Genomic DNA, 22,744 nt, shown 5'->3' on the forward strand with positions numbered 1-22,744 from the left:
ATGGACGGACAAACACAGCATGCGTAGGACCATGACCCTGCTTCGCGCCGCGCTCGCCGCGATGCTCGCGCTGACGGCCGTCGCCATCGGCCCGGCGCCCTCGGCCGCGGCCTTCTCCCGTGCGGGACTGCCCGTGGAGTACCTCGACGTCTTCTCCACCGCCATGAACCGCAACATCCGGGTGCAATTCCAGACCGGTGGGGACAACCCGAACCAGAAGGCCGTGTACCTGCTCGACGGGCTGCGGGCCCAGGACGACTACAACGGCTGGGACATCAACACCGCGGCCTTCGAGTGGTTCCACGATTCCGGGATTTCGGTGGTGATGCCGGTGGGTGGGCAATCGAGTTTCTACACCGACTGGTACTCGCCGTCGTCGTTCAACAACCAGGCCTACACCTACAAGTGGGAGACGTTCCTCACCAGCGAACTGCCCCAGTGGCTGGCAGCGAACAAACAGGTATCACCCACCGGCAACGGCGTGGTGGGCCTGTCGATGTCCGGCGGTGCGGCACTCATCCTGGCCGCCTACCATCCCGACCAATTCCGCTATGCCGCTTCGCTTTCCGGCTTCCTCAACCCGTCTACCGCCTTTATGAAGCAGGCCATCCGGGTCGCGATGCTCGACGCCGGGGGCTACAACGTGGACAACATGTGGGGTCCGCCGTGGGATCCGGCGTGGAAGCGCAATGATCCGGTGGAGCAGGTCGGCCGACTCGCCGCCGCCGGCACCCGGCTGTGGATCTACTGTGCGCCAGGGGGTTCCACGCCGCTGGACGTGAATGCCGACCCCGCCCAGCAGTTCAACGCCGACAGTCTCGAGGGTTTGGCGATCGGTAGCAACAAGAAGTTCCAGGAAAGCTACGTCGGTGCCGGTGGCAACAACGCGACGTTCGACTTCCCGGCCGCGGGCAACCATTCGTGGGGCTACTGGGGAGCCCAATTACAGGCTCTGAAGCCGGATCTGACCGCGACGCTGCTGCGCTGAGCGGGGCTTCGGCGTCAGTTGTGGTTGACTACACGGGCCTTCGAGTCCGGTGGCGCAACAGATGGGATCTGACAACACATGACTTTCGCTGAGAAGATGCGCGGTGCGACCCGTCGACTGGCCGTCGCGGCCGCGGCGGCCGCGGTGCTGCCCGGCCTGGTGGGCGCCATCGGCCAGTCCCCGATCGCGGGAGCCTTCTCACGCCCCGGTCTGCCGGTCGAATATCTCGACGTGCCGTCGGCCGGGATGGGTCGCGACATCCGGATCCAGTTCCAGAGCGGCGGTGAGAACTCGCCGGCGGTCTACCTGCTCGACGGTCTGCGCGCCCAGGACGACTTCAACGGGTGGGATATCAACACCGCCGCCTTCGAGTGGTACGACGGTTCCGGTCTGTCGGTGATCATGCCGGTCGGCGGGCAGTCGAGCTTCTACTCCGACTGGTACAAGCCGGCCAAGGGCAAGAGCGGTACCTACACCTACAAGTGGGAGACCTTCCTCACCCAGGAACTACCGGCCTGGCTGCAGGCCAACAAGGCCGTGAAGCCGACCGGCAGTGCCGCCGTCGGACTGTCGATGGCGGGATCGGCGGCGCTGACGCTGGCCATCTATCATCCACAGCAGTTTCCCTACGCCGCTTCGCTGTCGGGCTTTTTGAACCTGTCCGAGGGGTGGTGGCCGATGCTGGTCGGTCTGTCCATGGGTGATGCGGGCGGGTTCAAATCCGAGGACATGTGGGGTCCGTCGAGCGATCCGGCCTGGAAGCGCAACGACCCGTACGTCAACATCGACAAGCTGATCGCCAACAACACCCGCATCTGGATCTTCTGCGGTAACGGCAAGCCGTCCGAACTCGACGCCGGCGCCAGCAGCGGCAACCTGTTCAACGCGAAGTTCCTGGAGAGCTTCACCCTGCGCACCAACAAGACGTTCCGCGACACCTATATCGCCAACGGCGGCACCAACGGCGTCTTCAACTTCCCGGAGAACGGCACCCACAGCTGGGGCTACTGGGGTGCGCAGTTGCAGGCCATGAAGCCCGACATCCAGCGGGTCCTGGGCGCCACCCCCGCCGGACAGTAGGTCTGCCGTCCGTCGTTGTGCCGACTGCCGCGGTGGTGATGTGATTCACTACAACGCGGGTGGCGGGGACAACACGTGAGCGGAACGAGGTGGGTCATGAGGTTGCAGGCCATGGCGTACGCGGTGCTGATGGCACTGGGCCTGTGGACGGCGTCGGCGGCGGTGGACAACACCGCCGAGGCCGACGGTGTCGAGTACCTGATGGTCCCGTCGGCGGCGATGGGCCGCGACATCCCGGTTGCCTTCCAGGCCGGCGGACCGCATGCGGTTTTCCTGCTCGACGCGTTCAACGCCGCCCCCGATGTCAGCAACTGGGTGACGGCCGGCAACGCGATGAACACCTTGGCCGGTAAGGGGATCTCGGTGGCGGCACCGGCAGGTGGCGCGTGGAGCCTGTACACCAACTGGGAGCAGGACGGCTCCAAGCAGTGGGAGACGTTCCTGGCCACCGAACTGCCGAACTGGTTGGCGGCAAACAAGGGGCTGGCGCCGAGCGGACACGGTGTCGTCGGCGCCGCCCAGGGCGGCACCGGCGCGATGATGCTGGCCACCTTCCACCCCGACCGGTTCCGCTATGCCGGCTCCCTGTCGGGTTTCCTGACCCCGTCGCGCACCTTCGAGAACGGCGCCATCACCGCCGGGATGGCGCAGTTCGGCGGTGTCGACACCCACAACATGTGGGGCCCGGTGCAGTTCGGCCGGTGGAAGTGGCACGACCCCGACGTGCACGCCCAGTTGTTGGTCGACAACAACACCCGGTTGTGGGTCTTCAGTCCGCAGACCCTCACGTGCAGCGATCCCGCCGCGATGATCAACGACTGCGCCCAGGCCCAGGGCAGCAACCGCACGTTCTACTCGCACTACCGTTCGCTGGGCGGCCGCAACGGGCACTTCGACTTCCCGACCGGCGGTCAGCACGACTGGGGCAGTTGGGCGCCGCAGCTCGGTGCGATGTCGGGTGACCTGGTGGCGGCCATCCGCTGACGGTTTGATCACGTTCCCGGGCGCCCGCTGCACAGCCGGTACCGTGGAATGGTGCAGCGCAACCGACGGTTCAACGCGGGTCTGGCAAAGTGGCCGACCGTGTCGCCGTCGTTGGTCACCCTGACGCCGGCGGTGCTGGCCGCGGTCGCGGCGATGTCCTGCGGCTGTTCCATCGGGGACAGCACTCTGCACTCGATCGGGATGCCGCCCGCGGAGACCTCGGTGGTACGCGCCGAGGGCATGATGGGCGCCAGCCGAGCCGGTGGACACGACGCGCATCTGACTGTCACACCGCGCCAGCAGTCCTATCTGGACGCCCTCGTCGCCGCCGGTGTACGCCCGTCCGAGGATCTGATGGCCTTGAGCATCGGCGCCTATATCTGTCAGGCGCGCGCGGCCAAACAGTCCGAACAGGCGGTGTGGGATTTCGTGGTGCCGCTGGTGCGCAACGATCTCAGCGACGCCCACGTCAGCTCGGTGGCCCCGGAGGTCGGTGACGTCGACACGGCCACCGCTGACTACATTCGCATCGCAACCGAACGGCTCTGCTGACGCAGCGCACGAATCACCCTGGAGTAACTGACGCATGGCCAACAACAGCCGACGCAAACGGCACCGCATCCTGGCACTGGTCGCCGCCGTGGCGGTCGCCATCCTGGTGGCGGTGCTGGTCGCCGGTGTCGTCGTGTGGCTGCGCCAGCCCGACACCCCGCCGATCGCGACGCCGCCCGGACAGCCGACCGATGTGCCGACTGCGGTGCCGCCGACCAGCAAGCCGCGCCCGGAGTTCCAGGACGCCAGCTGCCCTGATGTGCAGCTGGTCTCGGTGCCGGGAACCTGGGAGTCCTCCCGGCAGCTCGACCCCTTCAACCCGGCGCAGTTCCCGATTGCGCTGCTGCTCAACGTGACCAACCCGTTGCGTGCCGAGTTCGGCACCGACCGCGTCGAGATCTACACCGTCCCCTACACCGCGCAGTTCCACAATCCGTTCTCCGCCGACGGCCAGATGTCGTACAACGACAGCCGCGCCGAGGGCAAGGAGGCGACCGTGCGGGCGCTGACCGATATGAACAACCGTTGCCCGCTGACCAGTTACGTGTTGGTCGGGTTCTCGCAGGGCGCGGTGATCGCCGGTGACATCGCCAGCGATATCGGCAACGGCCGCGGCCCCGTCGACCAGGATCTAGTGCTGGGCGTCGCGCTGATCGCCGACGGGCGCCGCCAGGACGGTGTCGGGCAGAGCCTGCCGGCCAACCCGCCCGGGCAGGGTGCCGAGATCACGCTGCACGAGGTGCCGATGCTGTCGGCGATGGGCCTGGCCATGACCGGTCCGCGCGACGGCGGCTTCGGTGCCCTGGACAACCGCACCTTCCAGATCTGCGCCGCCGGCGACCTGATCTGTGCCGCGCCGGAGTCGGCGTTCTCCATCGGGAATCTGCCCTCGACCATCGAGTCGCTGCTGGGCAGTACCCGCGGTCCGGTGCACGCGCTGTACAACACCCCGCAGTTCTGGCAGATGAACGGCCAGACCTCGACGCAGTGGACGCTGAACTGGGCTCGCGAACTGTTGCAGAACGCCCCGCAGCCCAAGCATGGGTGAGGACGCTCACTCCGCAAGCGACTCGCCGGTAACCAGATTTGGCCTGCGCGAATCGAACATCTAACATTAAGAGAAAACTAAGAGTGGCGCGTTGGCGCGCGCGGGCCCGAACTGCCGCGCCGGTAGGATTCCCGAGGCTCGGGGGCGACCACAAGAAGTGTGCTGTGACAGGAGTATTTGATGCCGTTCCACAACCCGTTCATCAAGAACGGACAGATCAAGTTCCCTGACAACGGCAGCATCGTTGCACACGTCGAGCGCTGGGCCAAGGTACGCGGTGACAAGCTGGCCTACCGCTTCCTGGATTACTCGACCGAGCGTGACGGCGTCGAGCGCGAGCTGACCTGGGCCCAGTTCAGCGCCCGCAATCGAGCGGTGGCCGCCCGCCTGCAACAGGTCACCGCCGAGGGTGACCGGGTGGCGATCCTGAGCCCGCAGAACCTGAACTACCTGGTCTCCATCTACGGCGCCATCTACGCCGGCCGCATCGCGGTGCCGCTGTTCGACCCGTCCGAGCCCGGGCACGTCGGCCGTCTGCACGCCGTCCTGGACGACTGCGAGCCGTCGGCCATCCTGACCACCACCGAGGCCGCCGAGGGCGTGCGTAAGTTCTTCCGCACCCGCCCGGCCAACAAGCGCCCGCGTGTCATCGCCGTCGACGCCGTGCCCGAGGAGGTCGCCGCCACCTGGGAGCCCGTCGAGGTCACCAAGGACACCGTGGCCTACCTGCAGTACACCTCGGGGTCCACCCGTATCCCGACCGGTGTGCAGATCACCCACCTGAACCTGGCCACCAACATCGTCCAGATCATCGAGGCGCTGGAGGCCGAGGAGGGCGACCGCGGACTGTCCTGGCTGCCGTTCTTCCACGACATGGGACTGATCACCGCGCTGTTGTCACCGATGATCGGGCACAACTTCACCTTCATGACCCCGGCTGCGTTCGTGCGCCGCCCGGGACGCTGGATCCGGGAGATGGCCCGCAAGCCCGATGACACCGGCGGAGTGATCTCCGTGGCGCCCAACTTCGCCTTCGACCACGCCGCGGCGCGCGGTCTGCCCAAGGACGGCGAACCGCCGCTGGATCTGTCCAACGTCAAGGCCGTGCTCAACGGCAGCGAGCCGATCTCGGCGGCCACGGTGCGCCGCTTCAATGAGGCGTTCGGACCCTACGGATTCCCGGCCAAGGCCATCAAGCCGTCCTACGGTCTGGCCGAGGCGACGCTGTTCGTGTCGACCACCCCGTCGTCGGAAGAGCCGAAGATCATCCACGTCGACCGCGATGCCCTGAACACCGGCACCATCGTCGAGGTGGACGCCGATTCGGCGAAGGCAGTCGCGCAGGCGTCGGCCGGCAAGGTGGGTGTGTCCGAATGGGCCGTCATCGTCGACGCCGAATCGGCGAGCGAGCTGCCCGACGGTCAGATCGGCGAAATCTGGATCAGCGGCCCGAACATGGGCACCGGCTACTGGGGCAAGCCCGACGCCACCGTCGAGACGTTCCAGAACCTGCTCAAGTCGCGCACCACCCCCTCGCATGCCGAGGGCGCCGAGGACGACGCCACCTGGGTGCGCACCGGTGACTACGGCGCGTTCTACGACGGTGACCTCTACATCACCGGCCGCGTCAAGGATCTGGTGATCATCGACGGGCGCAACCACTACCCGCAGGACCTGGAGTACTCCGCGCAGGAGGCCTCCAAGGCCGTGCGCACCGGGTTCGCCGCGGCCTTCTCGGTACCGGCCAATCAGCTGCCCGCCGAGGTCTTCGACGACGCCCACGCCGGGCTGAAGTTCGACCCCGAGGACACCTCCGAGCAGCTGGTCATCGTGGCCGAGCGGGCGCCGGGTTCGCACAAGCTGGAACTGGGCCCGATCGTCGACGACATCCGCGCCGCCATCGCGGTGCGCCACGGTGTCACCGTGCGCGACGTGCTGCTGACCCCGGCCGGTGCCATCCCGCGCACCTCCAGCGGCAAGATCGGCCGGCGCGCCTGCCGATCCGGCTACCTGGACGGCAGCCTGCGCAGCGGCAAGATCGCCAACGACTTCCCCGACGAGACCGACTGAAACCGACAGGTTTCCGGCCGCATGAACGAGGCCGCACGGCGGCGAAAGTGAACAGTGAAGATGACTGAAGCACAAGATAATTCACGCCAGCCGGAGGCCGACGCCGGACTGCCCGCAGTGTCCGGGTCGGCCTCGGACGCCGTTGCCCCCGCGCGCGGTGACATGACCGTCCCCGAGATGCGCGAATGGCTGCGCAACTGGGTGGCCAATGCCACCGGGCAGCCCGCCGACTCGATCAACGAGTCGGCGCCGGTGGTGGAACTCGGTCTGTCCTCCCGCGACGCCGTCGCGATGGCCAGTGACATCGAGGACCTCACCGGCGTCACGCTGACCGCGACCGTGGTGTTCCGCAACCCGACCATCGAGGCGCTGGCCACCGTCATCATCGAGGGCGAGCCCGAACCCGTCATCGACACCGACGAGGACTGGACCCGCGAGCCCGGCGTCGAGGACATCGCGATCGTCGGCATCGCCACCCGCTTCCCCGGCGAGATGAACAGCGCCGAGCAGATGTGGGCCGCGCTGCTGGAGGGCCGCGACGCGAGTTCGGACCTGCCCGAGGGCCGTTGGTCGGAATTCCTCGGTGAGCCGCGCATCGCCGAGCGGGTCGCCAAGGCGCACACCCGTGGCGGCTACCTGTCCGATATCAAGGGTTTCGACTCCGAGTTCTTCGCGCTGTCGAAGATGGAGGCCGACAACATCGACCCCCAGCAGCGGATGGCGCTCGAGCTGACCTGGGAGGCACTCGAGCACGCCCGTATCCCGGCGTCGAGCCTGCGCGGCGGCGATGTCGGTGTGTACGTGGGCAGTTCGAACAACGACTACATGTTCCTGGCGGTCGCCGACCCGACTACCGCGCATCCCTATGCGATCACCGGCACCACCAGCTCCATCATCGCCAACCGGGTGTCCTACTTCTACGACTTCCGCGGGCCGTCGGAGTCCATCGACACCGCCTGCTCGTCCTCGCTGGTCGCCGCGCACCAGGGTGTGCGCGCCCTGCGCACCGGTGAAATCGACGTCGCCATCGTCGGTGGCGTGAACGCCATGGTCACCCCGCTGGTCACCATCGGCTTCGATGAGGTCGGCGGCGTGCTGGCCCCGGACGGCCGCTGCAAGTCGTTCTCCTCGGATGCCAACGGTTACGCCCGCTCCGAGGGCGGCGGCATGCTGGTGCTCAAGCGCGTCTCCGATGCCCGCCGCGACGGTGACGAGATCATCGCCGTGATCGCCGGCAGCGCGGTCAACCACGACGGCCGCTCCAACGGCATGCTGGCGCCCAATCCGGACGCCCAGGAAGCCGTGCTGCGCAAGGCCTACAAGGACGCCGGTATCAACCCCCGCGACGTCGACTACATCGAGGCGCACGGCACCGGCACCATCCTCGGTGACCCGATCGAGGCCGACGCGCTGGGCCGGGTTGTCGGCCGGGGCCGTGCCGATGACAAGCCCGCCCTGCTGGGTGCGGTGAAATCCAATGTGGGCCACTTGGAGTCGGCCGCGGGCGCGGCCAGCCTGGCCAAGATGGCGCTGTCGCTGCAGCACGACAAGCTGCCGCCGTCGATCAACTACACCGGTCCCAACCCCTACATCGACTTCGACAAGGAACACCTGCGGGTCAACGACGCCGTCACCGACTGGCCGCGCTACAGCGGACACGCCATCACCGGCGTGTCCGGCTTCGGCTTCGGCGGCGCCAACGCCCACCTGGTGCTGCGCGAGGTGCTCGCCGCGGATCTGGTCGAGCCGGAAGCCCCTGTCGCAGAAGAGAAGTCCGCCGAGCCCGAGGCCGTGGAGCCGTCGGGCCGCCGGATGGACGAGTACGGCGAGTTCGTCGAGGATGAGCCCGAGTACCCGGCCTATGACGAGGGCAGCTACGAACTGCCGGGCCTGACCGAGCAGGCCCAGCGCCTCATCGAAGAGGGCCGGGCCGCGCTGGAAGCGGCCGAACCGGCCAAACCGATTGTGCCGCTGTTCGTCTCGGGATTCCTGACGTCACGCAAGCGCACCACCGCCGCCGAGCTCGCCGACTGGATCGACAGCGAGGCCGGCCGGGCCTCCTCGCTGGAGTCGATCGGCCGGTCACTGTCGCGGCGCAACCACGGCCGCTCCCGTGCCGTGGTGCTGGCCCATGACCATGACGAGGCCGTCAAGGGTCTGCGGGCGCTGGCCGAGGGCAAGCAGAGCCCCCTGGTGCTGGCCGCCGACGGTCCGGTCACCAACGGGCCGGTCTGGGTGTTCGCCGGCTTCGGTGCCCAGCACCGCAAGATGGGCAAGGATCTCTACCTGCGCGATGAGGTGTTCGCCGAGTGGATCAACAAGGTGGACGCCCTCATCCAGGATGAGCGCGGCTACTCGGTCGTCGAGCTGATCCTCGACGACGCCATCGACTACACCAATGAGACCTGCGAGTACCCCATCGAGGTCGTCCAGACGGTGATCTTCGCACTGCAGATCGGCCTCGGCGAACTCCTGCGCCACCACGGTGCGAAACCTGGTGCGGTGGTGGGCCAGTCACTCGGTGAGGCCGCGGCCGCCTACTTCTCCGGCGGCCTGTCGCTGGCCGATGCGACCCGGACCATCTGCTCGCGTGCGCACCTGATGGGTGAGGGCGAGGCGATGCTCTTCGGTGAGTACATCCGATTGATGGCCCTGGTCGAGTACTCGGCCGAGGAGATCAAGACGGTGTTCTCCGACTTCCCCGGACTGGAGGTGTGCGTCTACGCCGCCCCGACCCAGACCGTGATCGGTGGTCCGCCGGAGCAGATCGACGCGATCGTCGCGCGCGCCGAGTCCGAGGGCAAGTTCGCCCGCAAGCTGCAGACCAAGGGCGCCAGCCACACTCAGCAGATGGACCCGCTGCTCGGCGAGCTCTCCGCCGAGATCCAGGGCATCGAGGCGCTGCCGCTGCAGACCGGCTACTTCTCCACCGTGCACGAGGGCCAGTTCATCCGCTCCGGTGCCGAGCCGATCCACGATGTGGACTACTGGAAGAAGGGACTGCGGCACAGCGTCTACTTCACCCACGGCATCCGCAACGCCGTCGACAACGGGCACACCACGTTCCTGGAGCTGGCCCCGAACCCGGTGGCGCTCATGCAGGTCGGGCTGACCACGGCCGCCGCCGGGCTGCACGACGCCCAGTTGATCGCGACCCTGGCCCGCAAGCAGGACGAGGTCGATTCGATGACCACGGCCATGGCGCACCTGTACGTGCACGGCCACGATCTGGACCCGCGCTCGCTGTTCCCGCGCCGCAACCGCGGGCTGGCCGGCGCACTGGACTTCGCCGATGTCCCGCTGACCCGGTTCAAGCGCAAGCAGCACTGGCTGGACGCCCGATTCACCGGTGACAGCTCGGTCGTCGCGCCCGGCACCCACGTCGCCACGCCGGACGGACGTCACGTCTGGGAGTACGCGCCCAGCGGCGCCGCCGACCTGGCGGCGCTGGTGAAGGCCGCTGCCGCACAGGTGTTGCCGGATGCCGCGCTGACGGCCGCCGAGCAGCGCGCCGTCCCGGCGGAGAACGCGCGGTTGGTGACCACGCTGACGCGCCATCCCGGTGGCGCCTCGGTGCAGGTGCACGCGCGTATCGACGAATCGTTCACGCTGGTCTACGACGCCATCGTCACCCGCAATGGCCAGCAGACCGCGCTGCCGACCGCCGTCGGCGCGGGCACCGTGGCCGAGATCGCCGCCGCCGCAACGGTACCCGTCGAGGAGCCCGACAACAGCCCGGCGTTCGAGGCCGACAACCTCACCGCCGGAGCCAATCTCGGCTCGGACTTCGCCAAGTGGAACCCGGAGTCCGGTGAGACCGTGGCCCAGCGACTGGGCACCATCGTCGGCAGCGCCATGGGCTATGAGCCCGAGGACCTGCCCTGGGAGGTGCCGCTGATCGAGCTGGGTCTGGATTCGCTGATGGCCGTGCGGATCAAGAACCGGGTCGAATACGACTTCGACCTGCCGCCGATCCAGCTGACCGCGGTGCGCGACGCCAACCTGTACGCGGTGGAGAAGCTGATCCAGTACGCCATCGAGCACCGCGACGAGGTGGGCGAGCTGGCCGAGGCGCAGAAGGGACAGAGCGCCGAGGAGATCGCGGCCGCGCAGGCCGAGCTGATGGGCGGGGCGACCACCGTTGCCGAGCTGGAGGCCAAGCTGGCCGAGGCCGGCCACCCGATCGCCGCGGACAAGACCGACGAGACCACCGAATCGCTGGCCGAGGTGGGTATCGAGATCCCGCCGCCGCCAACCGATCCGAGCGGACCGGCCAAGGCAGACCCGGCTGTTGCTGATTCGGCCGTTCCGGCCAAGGCGACCGCCGCTGCGGCCGCCGCCAAGGTGCTCACCCAAGAGGCAGTCACCGAGGCGCTCGGCGCCGATGTGCCCCCGCGTGATGCCGCCGAGCGGGTCACCTTCGCGACGTGGGCGATCGTCACCGGGAAATCACCCGGCGGCATCTTCAACGAGTTGCCCGCCGTGGACGAGGCGACCGCGGTCAAGCTGGCGACCCGGCTGTCCGAGCGGGCCGAGGGCCCGATCAGCGTCGATCAGGTGAGTTCGGCCAAGACCATCGAGGAGTTGGCCACCCACGTTCGCGATCAGCTGGAGGACGGCCTGGTCGACGGGTTCGTCCGGACCCTGCGTCCGCCGACCGAGGGCTCGAACGCGGTGCCGCTCTTCGTGTTCCATCCGGCCGGTGGGTCGACGGTGGTCTACGAGCCGCTGATCAAACGACTGCCTGCCGATACCCCGGTGTACGGCATCGAGCGGGTCGAGGGCTCCATCGAGGAGCGGGCCGCCGAGTATGTGCCCAAGCTGCTCGAGATCCACAAGGGCCCGTTCGTGCTGGCCGGATGGTCGCTCGGCGGTGCGTTGGCCTACGCCTGTGCCATCGGGCTCAAGCGGTCCGGCGCCGATGTGCGCTTCGTCGGTCTGATCGACTGCGTGCGCCCGGGTGTGCCGATCGATCAGTCCCAGGAGGGGATGCGGGCCCGTTGGGACCGCTACGCCCGGTTCGCCGAGCGCACCTTCAACGTCGAGATACCCGAGATCCCCTATGAGGAGCTGGAGAAGCTCGATGACGAGGGTCAGGTGAAGTACGTGCTCGACATCGTCGCCGAGAGCGGGGTACAGATCCCGGGCGGCATCATCGAGCATCAGCGCACCTCGTATCTGGACAACCGCGCCCTGGACACCATCGAGCTGCAGCCCTACGACGGGCACGTCACGCTCTACATGGCCGACCGGTATCACGATGACGCCATCGTGTTCGAGCCCGCGTACGCCACCCGCCAGCCCGACGGTGGCTGGGGAGAGGCGGTTTCGGATCTGGAGGTTGTGCACATCGGCGGTGAGCACATCCAGGCCATCGACGAGCCGATCATCGCCAAGGTCGGCGCTCACCTGAGCGAAGCCCTCAACCGCATCGAAGCGAAGAAGGACAACCAGTGACCGACACCCCCGTGCAGCCCAAGACGGCCACCACCGCAGAGAAGTTGGCCGAACTCCGCGAGAAGCTGGAACTGGCCAAGGATCCCGGCGATGAGAAGGCCAAGGCCCGGCGCGACAAGAAGGGCATCCCGAGCGCCCGCGCCCGCATCCACGCGCTGCTGGATCCGGGCAGCTTCCTGGAGATCGGGGCGCTGGCCAAGACCCCGGGTGACCCGAACGCATTCTACGGTGACGGCGTGGTGACCGGTCACGGCACCATCGACGGCCGCCCGGTCGGGGTGTTCAGCCACGACCAGACGGTGTTCCAGGGTTCGGTCGGTGAGATGTTCGGCCGCAAGGTCGCCAAGCTGATGGAGTGGGTCGCCATGGTCGGCTGCCCGATCATCGGTATCAACGACTCGGCGGGCGCGCGTATCCAGGACACCGCCACCTCGCTGGCCTGGTACGCCGAACTGGGCCGTCGCCACGAGATGCTGCGGGGCCTGGTGCCCGAGATCTCGCTGATCTTCGGTAAGTGCGCCGGCGGTGCGGTGTACTCGCCGATCCAGACCGATCTCGTTGTCGCGGTGCGCGATCAGGGCTACATGTTCATCACCGGACCCGATGTCATCAAGGACGTCACCGGTGAGGATGTCACCTTCGACGAGCTCGGTGGCGCCGATGTGCAGGCCGAGCGCGGCAACATCCACAAGGTGGTCGAGTCCGAGGCCGCGGCCTACCAGTATGTGCGCGACTACCTGAGCTTCCTGCCCGCCAACCACTTCGACGATGCGCCGGTCGTCAACCCGGGCCTGGAACCCGAGATCACCCCGCACGACCTGGAACTGGACACCATCGTGCCGGACTCGGACAACATGGGTTACGACATGCACGAGATCCTGCTGCGGATCTTCGACGACGGTGACATCTTCGAGATCGCCGATCAGCGCAGCCCGTCGATGATCACCGCGTTCGCGCGGGTCGACGGACGTCCGGTCGGTGTGATCGCCAACCAGCCGATGCACATGTCCGGTGCGGTCGGCAACGAGGCATCCGACAAGGCGGCCGGTTTCATCCGGTTCTGCGACTCATTCAACTTGCCCTTGGTTTTCGTCGTCGACACCCCGGGTGCCATGCCCGGCGTCGCCGAGGAAGAGCGCGGCATCATCAAGCGCGGTGGCCGGTTCTTCAACGCCATCGTCGAGGCCGATGTGCCCAAGGTGACCATCATCGTGCGCAAGGCCTACGGCGGCGGGTACGCGGTGATGGGTTCCAAGCAGCTGTCCGCGGACCTCAACTTCGCCTGGCCGACCGCGCGCATCGCGGTGATCGGCGCCGAGGGCGCGGCCCAGCTGCTGGTGAAGCGGTTCCCGGATCCGACTGCGCCCGAGGTGCAGAAGATCCGCGCCGATTTCATCGAGGGCTACAACCTGAACCTCGCCACGCCGTGGATCGCCGCCGAGCGCGGCTACATCGACGGCGTCATCGAGCCGCACGAGACCCGGTTGCTGCTGCGCAAGTCGCTGCGACTGCTGCGTGACAAGCAGCCGGTGAAGAAGGTGCTGCGCAAGCACGGCTTGACCCCGCTGTAATCACCGCGAGCGACCGTGTGTGCACGCGACACGCCGTCACCCGTGGACAGTGCGCGGTCGCTCGTGGAGCGGAACCGCCGTGCGCGATGAGTTTCCACACGCGTGGGGGTCAGATCCGGCATGACACGAATCACCGCGGGCCTGTTCATCTCCGTCGACGGCGTGATCGAGGCGCCCGACCGATGGCACTTCCCCTACTTCAACGACGAGATGGGCGCGGCCGTCGACGCCCAACTGGGCTCGGCGCAGACCATCCTGCTGGGCCGCGCCACGTACGACAGCTTCGCCGGGGCGTGGCCGCAGCGGGAGGCCGACGGCGGCGAGGATGCCGAGTTCGCCAAGAAACTCGGTGATACCCGCAAGATCGTGGTGTCCCGGCAGCGGCTCAGCTTCGACTGGCGCAATTCCGAACAGCTGTCGGGCGATTTGATCGAGGGCGTCACGGCATTGAAGGCACAGCCGGGTGGCGATATCGGTATCGCCGGATCGGTGTCGGTGGTGCGCGAGCTGCTCGCGGCCGGCCTGCTCGACGAACTGCACCTGCTCATCCACCCGGTCGTGGTCGGAACCGGCGCCCGGCTCTTCCGCGACGGCGACGCGCTACCGCTGAAACTGCTGAGCTCCACGGCATTTCGGACCGGGGTGGTGCACAGCGTCTACACCAAGGACGACGCCGCGCCGACAGGCTCCTACGAGGACGCCAAACAACACCTCTAGCAGGCTCTACGATGCAACGGTGTCCGAAGCCGTGCATCCCGCGGTCACCGTCGCCCTCGGTGCCGTCGCCACGGCGTGCGACGGGGTGGCGGTGGTCTACCGCGCCGCCGAACGGTTGCCCGCCGTCGGGGGCTGGTTGCGCCGCGGCCGCCTGGATCTGACGGCTCGCGGCGAACGGGTACTGGCCGCCGGTATCGACACCATCCTCGACCAGCTCGACCTGAACGCGGTGGCGCGTGACCGGCTGGATCTGATCGCGCTGGCCGACGAGGTCGTCGACGGGATCGACCTGCCCGCCATCATCAGGACCTCCACCGATTCGGTGACCGCCGAGGTGATGACCGATGTGCGCAGCCAGGGCGAACGCGCCGACGACATGGTGTCCGACTTCGTCGACCGGCTGTTGCGCCGGGATCCGCGGTGACCACCCGGCCGCCGCGCGAGGCGGGCATCGTCAGCCGCGGAGTGGCCGCGGTGCTCGACATCGTCATCGTCGCGGTGGTGCTGGGCGCGCTCTATATCGGTCTGATCCTGGCCCGGCTGATGTTCAATCCCACCTCCTTCAGCCTGCCGACGGTCAACGCGGTGTTCTCCACCGCGGTGATGTTCACCGTCGCGGTGCTTTATCTGACCGGGTGCTGGGCGGTGTCGGGATGTACGGCCGGTGCGGCCTTCATGGGGCTGCGGGTGACCGGGCGCCGAGGCGAACGGATGGTGCCCGTCGTCGCGGCGCTGCGCGCCATCGCCTGTGTGCTGTTCCCCGTCGGTCTACTGTGGGTGGCCGTGGACAGACGCCGAAGATCGCTGCAGGACATCGTCTTCGGCAGTCGGGTCGTGTACCTCACACCCTAGATGGCGTCGATCTCCAGCCAGTCGTCGACCTCGAACCTGTCTCCGCGGGCCACCAGGGTGGCCCCGCCGCGGCCGGGATAGTGCGCCGGGATGACGGTGGCTCGGCGCCTGGCGGCCTCGGTGAACACCCGCTTGCGGGTGGCGGTGGCCTGTGCGGCGTCGCAGTCGAAGGCACACGCATCGTCGGGGCGCGGGATCTGGATGGCGCAGTGGGTGAGGTCGCCGACGAACACGGCGGGCCTGCCGGCGTCGAGCCACAGCACCGATGAGCCGGGAGTGTGCCCGGCGGCGGGCCGCAACCACACCGAATCGCTCACCTGGTGCTCGCCGCTGAACATCTCGATCTGGCCCGCCTCGTACACCGGTGCCACACTGTCGTCGAACACGATGCGCGCGCCCGCATCGCAGCCCGGTCCGTCGGGTTCGAAGAACCGGAAGTCGGCCTCCGGCACCAGATACCGCGCGTTCGGGAACGTCGGGATCCAGGAATCGCCGTCGGCCCGGGTGTTCCACCCGACGTGATCGCTGTGCAGGTGGGTGTTGACCACGACGTCCACGCTGTCGGGATGCACACCGGCGTCCTGCAACGCCGCCAGGAACCCGGTGTCCAGCTGGTCGAGCACCGGAATCGCGGGGCGGCTCTTACCATTGCCGACCCCGGTGTCGATCAGGATGCGCAGCCCGTCGACGTCGAGCACCCACGTCTGGATGGCAACCCGCCAGGTGCCGGCGTCCAGATCGACGAAAGTCGGTGACAGCAGGTCGGCGTGCTGCGCCCAGGCCTGCTCGGGAGTGCCGCCGAACAACCCGAATCCAGGGTGCAACGACGTCTCCACCACCCGGGTGAGCGCGGCGGCGCCGAGGCGCGTGGTCACGGCCCGATGCGGATCTCGCCGGGGGAGTAGAGCCCCGAGTGGGTGCTCGTTCCCAGTTCGATCTCGGCGGGCTGTGCCTCGACGATGGTGTCGAAGCGGCGCAGCGAACCCCAGTCCTGACCCCAGTCCTGGGACAGATAGGTCGACATCACCGAGGCCCGCAACAGCAGATCGGTGATACCCAGCAGGCCGCCGTTGATGCCGTCCTGCCAGGTGTCGGTGCTCTGCAGCTTGGCGTAATAGTCCGGCGAGATACGGAACTTGGGCACCTCGGTGACGCCGTTGGCGTGCAGCATCGGCTGCTGGCACGGGAAGGCCATCCCGACCGCCCAGTCCATCAGCACCGGCTGGGTGGAGCCCACGTACTCCTGCACCGAGCGCACCTCGGGAACCCGGGGCGGGGTCACCGCGATCCAATCACCTTGTCCCAGCGAGAGATCCTCGGCGACCACCCGGATCGCCACCGCATCGGCGGGGATCTGCTCCCGCGGGTAGCGCAGGTTGCGCCACGACGGGGTGGGGCCGATGTCGTAGGGGGCGACCCGCCCGGCCGGCACCGGAGCGCCGTCAGGTCCCGCCGTCGCGTACTCCAACTCGACGGTCTGTCCGGTCGTCAACCCCTCGGCGACGCTGGTCCCGGTGATCGTGCCCGCGGCGGTGATGACGACCAGCGGGTGGGCGTCGTCGGCGTCGGGCAGCTCGTACCAGGCCGAGGCCAGCCGGCTCTCCTGTTGAGAGCCGGTCGAATAGGTTCCCGCGACCGGCACCCGCGCCGGATCCAGTCCGTACGGCAGCGGAATCCGCGAGCCGTTGATACCCGGCCGGGACAACCGGACCGGCTGATTCCAGTCGTAGTCGGTGCCGGGCTGCGGGTTGTTCAGCCGGATGGCCTCGGCGATGATCCGCTCAGGCACCCCGTCGGGGGTGAACCCGGTGGGGTCGGTGCCGCCGAGCGGGCCCAGCCGTCCATAATCACCTGGTAGCGCCCGCAGGAAACCGTCGTTCGAATCCGGTTCGACCAGAACATCATCGGCCATTCCGCAGCCGCCGGCGAAGGCCCGGATATTGGCCCAGCCGTTGGAGTAGGTCGGGTACTGCCGGACCACCCCGATGGCCATGGAGGCGATGAACACCACCACCATGAAACCGGCAGCGATCGGGATCGGCGCGGCGGTCAGTCGATCGACCAGCTTGGACTCGGGTCTGGCCGATACGTGCAGCCAGAAGGCCCACAGCGCGGTGACCGCGAACAGCGCGAAGAACATCGTGCTGACCGTCACGCCACCGATCGCGGGCACCGAATTGTTGAACGGCACACCGAAGTTGGAGACGTACCACCACCCGTTGACCGAGGCGAAGCACAACGCCACCACGAAGCAGACCAGCGACAGGAACGCCATCCGGTTGCGGGCCGAGCGCAGCACGGTCTTGGACACCATCACCGTTGCCAGCGCCGCCATGGCGCCGCCGACGGCCGCGAACAGGCCGAAGTGGTGAATCCACTTGGTGGGGGCGAACATCAGGAAGAACATCGTCGCGAAGATGGTGCCCATCAGCCGCCAGGCCGGCCCGCGGGCGATACCGGCGATCCGCTTGCGGCGCAACATCATGAACAGCGCCGGGAACATGCACATGGCGGTGAACAGGAACGCGAACCGGCGCGAGATCGCGCCGTCGACCGTCGGCAGGACGAGGTAGTAGTACCGCAGGTTCTCGGTGTACCACTCCTGGCTGGGGCCGATGGCGGTGCGGATCCTGGTGGCCTCCAGCACGGTTGCGAAGGTCTGGTCGGCGAACACGACCGCGAGGATCACCGTGCCGGCGGCCAGCAGCGGCGCCAACAGCGGCCAGGTGCCGACCGTGCGGCGCCTGCGCATGATGATCCGCAGGATGGGCCGGCCGCCGGCGACCAGCGCCGCGACCGCGATCAGCCCGGTGGGCTGGATGCCGAGGGTGAAGGCGGCGGTGAAGATGGCCAGCGCGGCCGGTGTGAGCCGGCCCGAGGTGACGGCGCGCTCGATCAGCACGTAGGTGATCAGCGCGCCGGTGGCGATCTGACCCTCCGGGCGCAGTCCGTTGTTGAACGGCATCCACGCACCGAGCAGCACCAGGCCGGCCGCCCACAGCGCGGGCCGGCTGGCGATCACGGCGGGGCCCAGGCGCGGCAGCACCTCGCGTGACAGCAGCACCCAGCAGATCAGCGAACAGATCAGGTCCGGTAGCCGCATCCAGATGCCCGCGGTGCTGACCTGGGACATCAGTGCCAGCACGTTGTAGTACCAGCCGAACGGGTCCTCCGGGACGCCGAACCAGCGGAAGTAGTTGGCCATGTAGCCGGAATGCTCGGCGGTGCGGGCCATCTGCATCTGGTAGCCGTCATCGGAGGAGTTGGTGCCGATGATGTACCAGAGCACGAACACGCCGACGACGAACGCGTCGACCGCGGTGAAGGTCCGCCAGCGCGTCGGGATCAGCCGGTGCATGCGGTGGCCGTCGAGGCGGTCCAGACGCCACAGCGCGAGTAGCGCGATGAACGTCGACAGGATGGCCAGCACGATGGCCGCCAGTTTCAGCGCGGTCGGCTGGGTGGTGAAGCGGGTGTCGATCTCGGCCGACAGCGACAACCCCTGTGGCGCAGCGCCGGTCAGGTCGGTGAACACACCGACGATGGCCGGCCGCAGGTTCGGGTCGGGGAAGCCTGTGCGCTGCGGTGTGCCGTCATCCTTGCTCAGGCCGACGAAATCGGCGTAGGTGCCGTCGTGGTCGGAGGTGATGTCGATCGTCGAGCAGCCGCCGATGCGGTCCCGTTCGACGCTGGCCACCACGACATTTCGGACGATGACATCGACCCGGTCCTCCGAGACGGTGACCAGCATGGCGTTCAGCGCCGCGTCACGTCCCTCGGCCGGTGCGGTGCCCATCACCAGTCCGCCGTCGGCGGGCATGTCCGCGATCACCGAGCACGGCACCGTCGCGGTCAGGCTCACCGGCGCCTGCGAGATCAGCGGCGCCGTCACATTGTTCAGCTGCCCGTTCTGCGGCCAGTTCAGTGTCGCGGTGGTCTGGGCGACCGGCAGCAGTGGCACCGCGACCGCCATGACGAAGCCGAGCAGGCCGGCGATCGTGGCGACCCAACGCGCGATCTTCACGTCACTCACGGCTCGGTCCGATTTGCCGTTCCGCGTTGTCGGTTCGTTCGCACGCTCACTCACGGCTCGGTCCGATTTGCCGTTCCGCGTTGTCGGTTCGTTCGCACGCTCACTCACGGCAGCGCCCTGATCGGTCCGCCGCGGCTCCAGCCGTACACGTTCTGCGTCCCTTCCTCGATGACGGCGTCGGGTGCCTGCTCACGCGGCACGACCCGGATATAGCGCTCGATGGAACCCCAGTCCCGATACCAGTCGTCGCGCAGATAGGTCGGGACCGTCGAGGTCCGCAGCAGCGCCTGGATGAACAGGAACGGACCGCCGTCCTCGGCCGACTGCCACTGGTTGGACGAGGCCACCATCTGTTTGAAGTTCGGCAGGATGCGGTACTCGGGCAGTTCGGCCACGCCCAGGCGCTCGGCGAACGGCCGCTGACACGGGAAGTTCGACGCGGTGGCGATGTCCATCAGCACCGGCGTCTGCGTGCCCAGGTACTCCTGCGCGGTCTGCAGCACCGGCACCCGCGGCGGGGTGAACGCGAACCACTGGTCTTCGGACAGGTTGGGGTCGTCGGCCACGATGCGCGCCACATTGGCCTCCGGCGGTGCCGTCGTCAACGGGAAACGCAGGTTGCGCCAGGCCTTCTGCTGGAAGATGTCGATGGGCTGCACCTCGCCCAGCGCCTCATACGACCCGTCGGGGCGGTGCACACCCCACTGCAGCTTGAGCGACTGGCCGTAGTTGAACGACCCGTCCTCCTCGTAATACCAGATGGCACCCGCGGCGGCGACGGTCACCAGCGGCCGGTCCGGCGTGCGGGGCGGCAGCTGATACCACGACGAGATCGCCTCGGCGGCAACGGTGTTCTCGTCGAAGCTACCCATCACCGGGGTCCGCTCGGGGTCCAGGCCGAACGGCAGGAACACCCGCGACCCGTTGACCCCCTCGGGGCCGTAGCCACCGCCGGTACCCGCCGCGTAACCCACACCGATATTGGGCTTGTCGACCGGGCCGTCGGAGTTCACGGTGCCCGGGTTGGCGGCGACCGGCTCGCCGGGTTCCAGGGTGTCGCTGACCCCGTTCGGGGTGAACCCGACCGGATTCTCACCGCCAAGCGGTCCGTACTCACCGAACCGCTGTCCCGGAACCGGTTGCAACATACCGGCGTTGGTGTCGGCCTCGACGAGAACGTGATCGGCCATGGCGCAACTGGAATCCGAGAGCCCGGACCGCAACGCCGACAGGTTCGCCGACCCGGTGGTGTAGACGGGGTAGCGGCCGACGGTGGCCTTGACCATCGAACCGAGCTCGAGCACCACCATGATCACCGCGACCACCAGCAGCGGTGTCGAGGCCAACGCCCGGTTGCGCCCGGTGTCGGCCACCTCGGTGTGCCCGGCGTAGTCGATGCGGAAGTGCAACCACGCGGTCAGCAGGCCGCCGGCGATGGCGAGCACCAGGAAGATCGTCGTCACCGGGAAGCCGAGGATCACCGGTTGCTTGTCGAACCACGGGACACCGTAGTTGCCGGTGTAGAACCAGCCGTTGATGCCCGAGGTCGCCCAGGCGAGCACGAACAGCAGCGCCGTGACGTACAGAGCCAGGTTGCGGCGGCTGTGCAGGCCGACGCGGGCCAGCGCGAACGCGGTGACCGCGCCGAGTGCACCTGCCAGCCCGGCGAACGCGCCGAACTGGACGGCCCACTTGGTGGGCGTGAAGGTCAGCAACAGCAGCCCGATGCCGGTGGTGCCGATCAGCCGCCACACCGGACCGTTCATGGCGCCGGGAACCGTGCCGCGGCGCAGCAGCACCATCAGCAGACCGAACAGGCACAGCAGCAGGATCAGGACGGTGAAGCGGCGGGTCATGGAGCCGTCGACGCTGTCCTCGACGGTCAGGAAGTAGTACCGCAGGAATTCCTGATACCAGGCGATGGTCGGGCCGACGGTGTACTTGATGCGCGCCGACTCGGCGACGGTGGCCAGCGTCTGGTCACGGAACACGACGACGAAGATCAGGGCGGCCGCCGCGCCCAGCGGCGCCAGCTGGGCGGCCCAGCCCGCCACCGCGCGGCGTTCGGCGATGACCCGGGTGATGGCGCGGGCGCCGACCAGCAACGGAGCCAGCGCGATCAGGCCCTGGGGCGCCAAGGTGACGCTGAACACCGCGACCACGATGGCCGCCGCGGTGGGCCACAGGATGCGCCTGCCCACCGAGATCTCCACGAGCATCCACACCAGCACCACGCCGAAGGCGATCAGCGGCTCGGGACGCAGCCCGTTGTTGAACGGCAACCACGCGGCCAGGAAGACGGCACCGCCGGTGAGCATGGCGACGCGGTTGTGCGCCAGCCGGGTGCCGAGCCGTGGCAGGACGAAGTGACTGAGGATCAGCCAGGTGCCGATCGCGGCCAGGGTGGCCGGCAGCCGCATCCAGATACCGGCGGTGCTGAGCGAGGCCAGGTGCGCCAGCACGCTCTGATACCAGTCGAACGGCGCCTCCGTGGCGCCGAAGTAGCGGTAGTAGTTGGTGATGTAGCCGGCGTCGGCAGAGACGCGGGCGATGGTCAGGTTGTACCCGTCGTCGGAGGATTGCGGACCGACGATGTGCCAGATCAGCAGCGAACCGACCACACCGGTATCGGTCAGCCAGGTCGCCCAGCCGGCGCGCCGTCGCCGGCCCCGCGGCGCGTGCCGCCCGGCCGTGCGGTCCAGCAGCGCCAGCGCGATGATCGAGGCCAGCACGCAGGCGGTGCCCAACACCATGACCGCGAGCTTGAGCGCGGTCGGGCTGGTGATGAAGCGGGTGTCGATGTCGATCCGCGCGTTCAGCCCGGCATCGGCGGGCACCTGCAGTTCGGTGAACACGCCGGCAACCTGGGGACGCTTGTCGACGCTGAGCGTGCCGGTCGCGCCCGGGATCCCGACGAAGTCCGCGCCGACGGCGCCGACATCGGCCCAGATGCGCAGTTCGGTGCAGGCGCCGGAGTCGACCGCGGCGCGCGGGGCGACGGCGGCCACCGTGTCGCGGAAGGCCACGTACACGACGTCGGCGTTGGCGTTGACGAACAGGCCGTTGCGCCCGGCGTCGATACCGCCGGGCGGGATCGTCGAGAAGACCAGGCCACCGTCGGCGGGTAGCGAGCCGACCGTCCGGCACGGGATCGTCACGTCCAGGGCACGCGGCGCGCCCGACACCAGCGGAGCGGTGATGTCACCGACGAAACCGTCGGCGCCGACGGCCTGCGGCCACGCGATGGTGGCGGTCGATTGCTTGACCGGGAGCAGCGGTGCGAGCGCGCAGAGCACCATGCCGACGAGGCCCGCGATGATGGCTACGAAGCGGATAGTCCTACCGGGCACGAGGTTCAACAGTAAGCGACGAAGCTCGGTGTCCTGTCCCGT

14 protein-coding genes are annotated in these 22,744 nt (G+C 68.1%); 11 read left to right on the top strand and 3 right to left on the bottom strand.

Going from position 1 to position 22,744, the window contains the following annotated elements; all coding sequences use genetic code 11:
• Positions 1-31: 31 nt before the first annotated feature.
• The 11 genes from ACWDUN_RS25960 (at position 32) to ACWDUN_RS26010 (ending at position 15,319) form a co-directional block, all read left to right on the top strand.
• Positions 32-988, top strand: a complete 957-nt coding sequence (locus ACWDUN_RS25960) for an esterase family protein (protein WP_449933204.1) — start codon at positions 32-34, stop codon at positions 986-988.
• Positions 989-1,066: 78 nt separating this feature from the next.
• Complete coding sequence (locus ACWDUN_RS25965; protein ID WP_449933205.1) at positions 1,067-2,068, top strand: esterase family protein; 1,002 nt, start codon at positions 1,067-1,069, stop codon at positions 2,066-2,068.
• 96 nt (positions 2,069-2,164) lie between these two features.
• Positions 2,165-3,052, top strand: a complete 888-nt coding sequence (locus ACWDUN_RS25970) for an alpha/beta hydrolase-fold protein (RefSeq protein ID WP_449933207.1) — start codon at positions 2,165-2,167, stop codon at positions 3,050-3,052.
• 48 nt (positions 3,053-3,100) lie between these two features.
• Entirely contained in the window at positions 3,101-3,604 is a 504-nt protein-coding gene (locus ACWDUN_RS25975) for a DUF732 domain-containing protein (protein WP_449933209.1), read from the top strand.
• Positions 3,605-3,638: 34 nt separating this feature from the next.
• Positions 3,639-4,652 carry a carboxylesterase Culp6 gene (gene culp6, locus ACWDUN_RS25980; RefSeq protein WP_449933211.1) on the top strand — a complete coding sequence of 338 codons (1,014 nt, stop codon included), beginning with the start codon at positions 3,639-3,641 and terminating at the stop codon, positions 4,650-4,652.
• Between the two features lie 180 nt (positions 4,653-4,832).
• The gene (gene fadD32, locus ACWDUN_RS25985; RefSeq protein WP_449933213.1) at positions 4,833-6,722 is read left to right on the top strand and encodes a long-chain-fatty-acid--AMP ligase FadD32; all 1,890 of its coding nucleotides are present in this window, start codon (positions 4,833-4,835) and stop codon (positions 6,720-6,722) included.
• 60 nt (positions 6,723-6,782) lie between these two features.
• Positions 6,783-12,179, top strand: a complete 5,397-nt coding sequence (pks13, locus tag ACWDUN_RS25990) for a polyketide synthase Pks13 (RefSeq protein WP_449933215.1) — start codon at positions 6,783-6,785, stop codon at positions 12,177-12,179.
• An 11-nt stretch (positions 12,180-12,190) separates the two neighbouring features.
• Entirely contained in the window at positions 12,191-13,750 is a 1,560-nt protein-coding gene (locus ACWDUN_RS25995) for an acyl-CoA carboxylase subunit beta (RefSeq protein WP_449933257.1), read from the top strand.
• A gap of 120 nt (positions 13,751-13,870) precedes the next feature.
• Entirely contained in the window at positions 13,871-14,467 is a 597-nt protein-coding gene (locus tag ACWDUN_RS26000; RefSeq protein WP_449933217.1) for a dihydrofolate reductase family protein, read from the top strand.
• A 19-nt stretch (positions 14,468-14,486) separates the two neighbouring features.
• Positions 14,487-14,891: a hypothetical protein gene (locus ACWDUN_RS26005; protein ID WP_449933219.1), complete on the top strand. Its 405-nt coding sequence runs from the start codon at positions 14,487-14,489 to the stop codon at positions 14,889-14,891.
• Complete coding sequence (locus ACWDUN_RS26010; protein ID WP_449933221.1) at positions 14,888-15,319, top strand: RDD family protein; 432 nt, start codon at positions 14,888-14,890, stop codon at positions 15,317-15,319. The genes ACWDUN_RS26005 and ACWDUN_RS26010 overlap by 4 nt, the downstream gene beginning before the upstream one ends.
• Here the strand turns inward: ACWDUN_RS26010 and ACWDUN_RS26015 are convergent.
• The 3 genes from ACWDUN_RS26015 to ACWDUN_RS26025 are packed head-to-tail and all read right to left on the bottom strand — an operon-like array spanning position 15,316 to position 22,651.
• Positions 15,316-16,194 (bottom strand): MBL fold metallo-hydrolase, encoded by an 879-nt coding sequence (locus tag ACWDUN_RS26015; RefSeq protein WP_449933223.1) that lies wholly within the window; start codon positions 16,192-16,194, stop codon positions 15,316-15,318. The genes ACWDUN_RS26010 and ACWDUN_RS26015 overlap by 4 nt on opposite strands.
• Positions 16,191-19,406, bottom strand: a complete 3,216-nt coding sequence (locus tag ACWDUN_RS26020) for an arabinosyltransferase domain-containing protein (protein ID WP_449933225.1) — start codon at positions 19,404-19,406, stop codon at positions 16,191-16,193. Before ACWDUN_RS26020 ends, ACWDUN_RS26015 begins: the two co-directional genes overlap by 4 nt.
• Positions 19,407-19,456: 50 nt before the next feature.
• Positions 19,457-22,651 (bottom strand): arabinosyltransferase domain-containing protein, encoded by a 3,195-nt coding sequence (locus tag ACWDUN_RS26025; RefSeq protein WP_449933259.1) that lies wholly within the window; start codon positions 22,649-22,651, stop codon positions 19,457-19,459.
• Positions 22,652-22,744: the final 93 nt, after the last annotated feature.

It is taken from the genome of Mycobacterium sp. NPDC003323, from assembly GCF_053589535.1.

Bases quoted from the DNA above. Each gene is read 5' to 3' on its own strand.
- ACWDUN_RS25970 (WP_449933207.1), top strand. From the start codon at position 2,165: ATGAGGTTGCAGGCCATGGCGTACGCGGTGCTGATGGCACTGGGCCTG.
- ACWDUN_RS25975 (WP_449933209.1), top strand. From the start codon at position 3,101: ATGGTGCAGCGCAACCGACGGTTCAACGCGGGTCTGGCAAAGTGGCCG.
- culp6 (WP_449933211.1), top strand. From the start codon at position 3,639: ATGGCCAACAACAGCCGACGCAAACGGCACCGCATCCTGGCACTGGTC.
- pks13 (WP_449933215.1), top strand. From the start codon at position 6,783: ATGACTGAAGCACAAGATAATTCACGCCAGCCGGAGGCCGACGCCGGA.
- ACWDUN_RS25965 (WP_449933205.1), top strand. From the start codon at position 1,067: ATGACTTTCGCTGAGAAGATGCGCGGTGCGACCCGTCGACTGGCCGTC.
- ACWDUN_RS25960 (WP_449933204.1), top strand. From the start codon at position 32: ATGACCCTGCTTCGCGCCGCGCTCGCCGCGATGCTCGCGCTGACGGCC.
- fadD32 (WP_449933213.1), top strand. From the start codon at position 4,833: ATGCCGTTCCACAACCCGTTCATCAAGAACGGACAGATCAAGTTCCCT.
- ACWDUN_RS26025 (WP_449933259.1), bottom strand. From the start codon at position 22,651: ATGGTGCTCTGCGCGCTCGCACCGCTGCTCCCGGTCAAGCAATCGACC.
- ACWDUN_RS26000 (WP_449933217.1), top strand. From the start codon at position 13,871: ATGACACGAATCACCGCGGGCCTGTTCATCTCCGTCGACGGCGTGATC.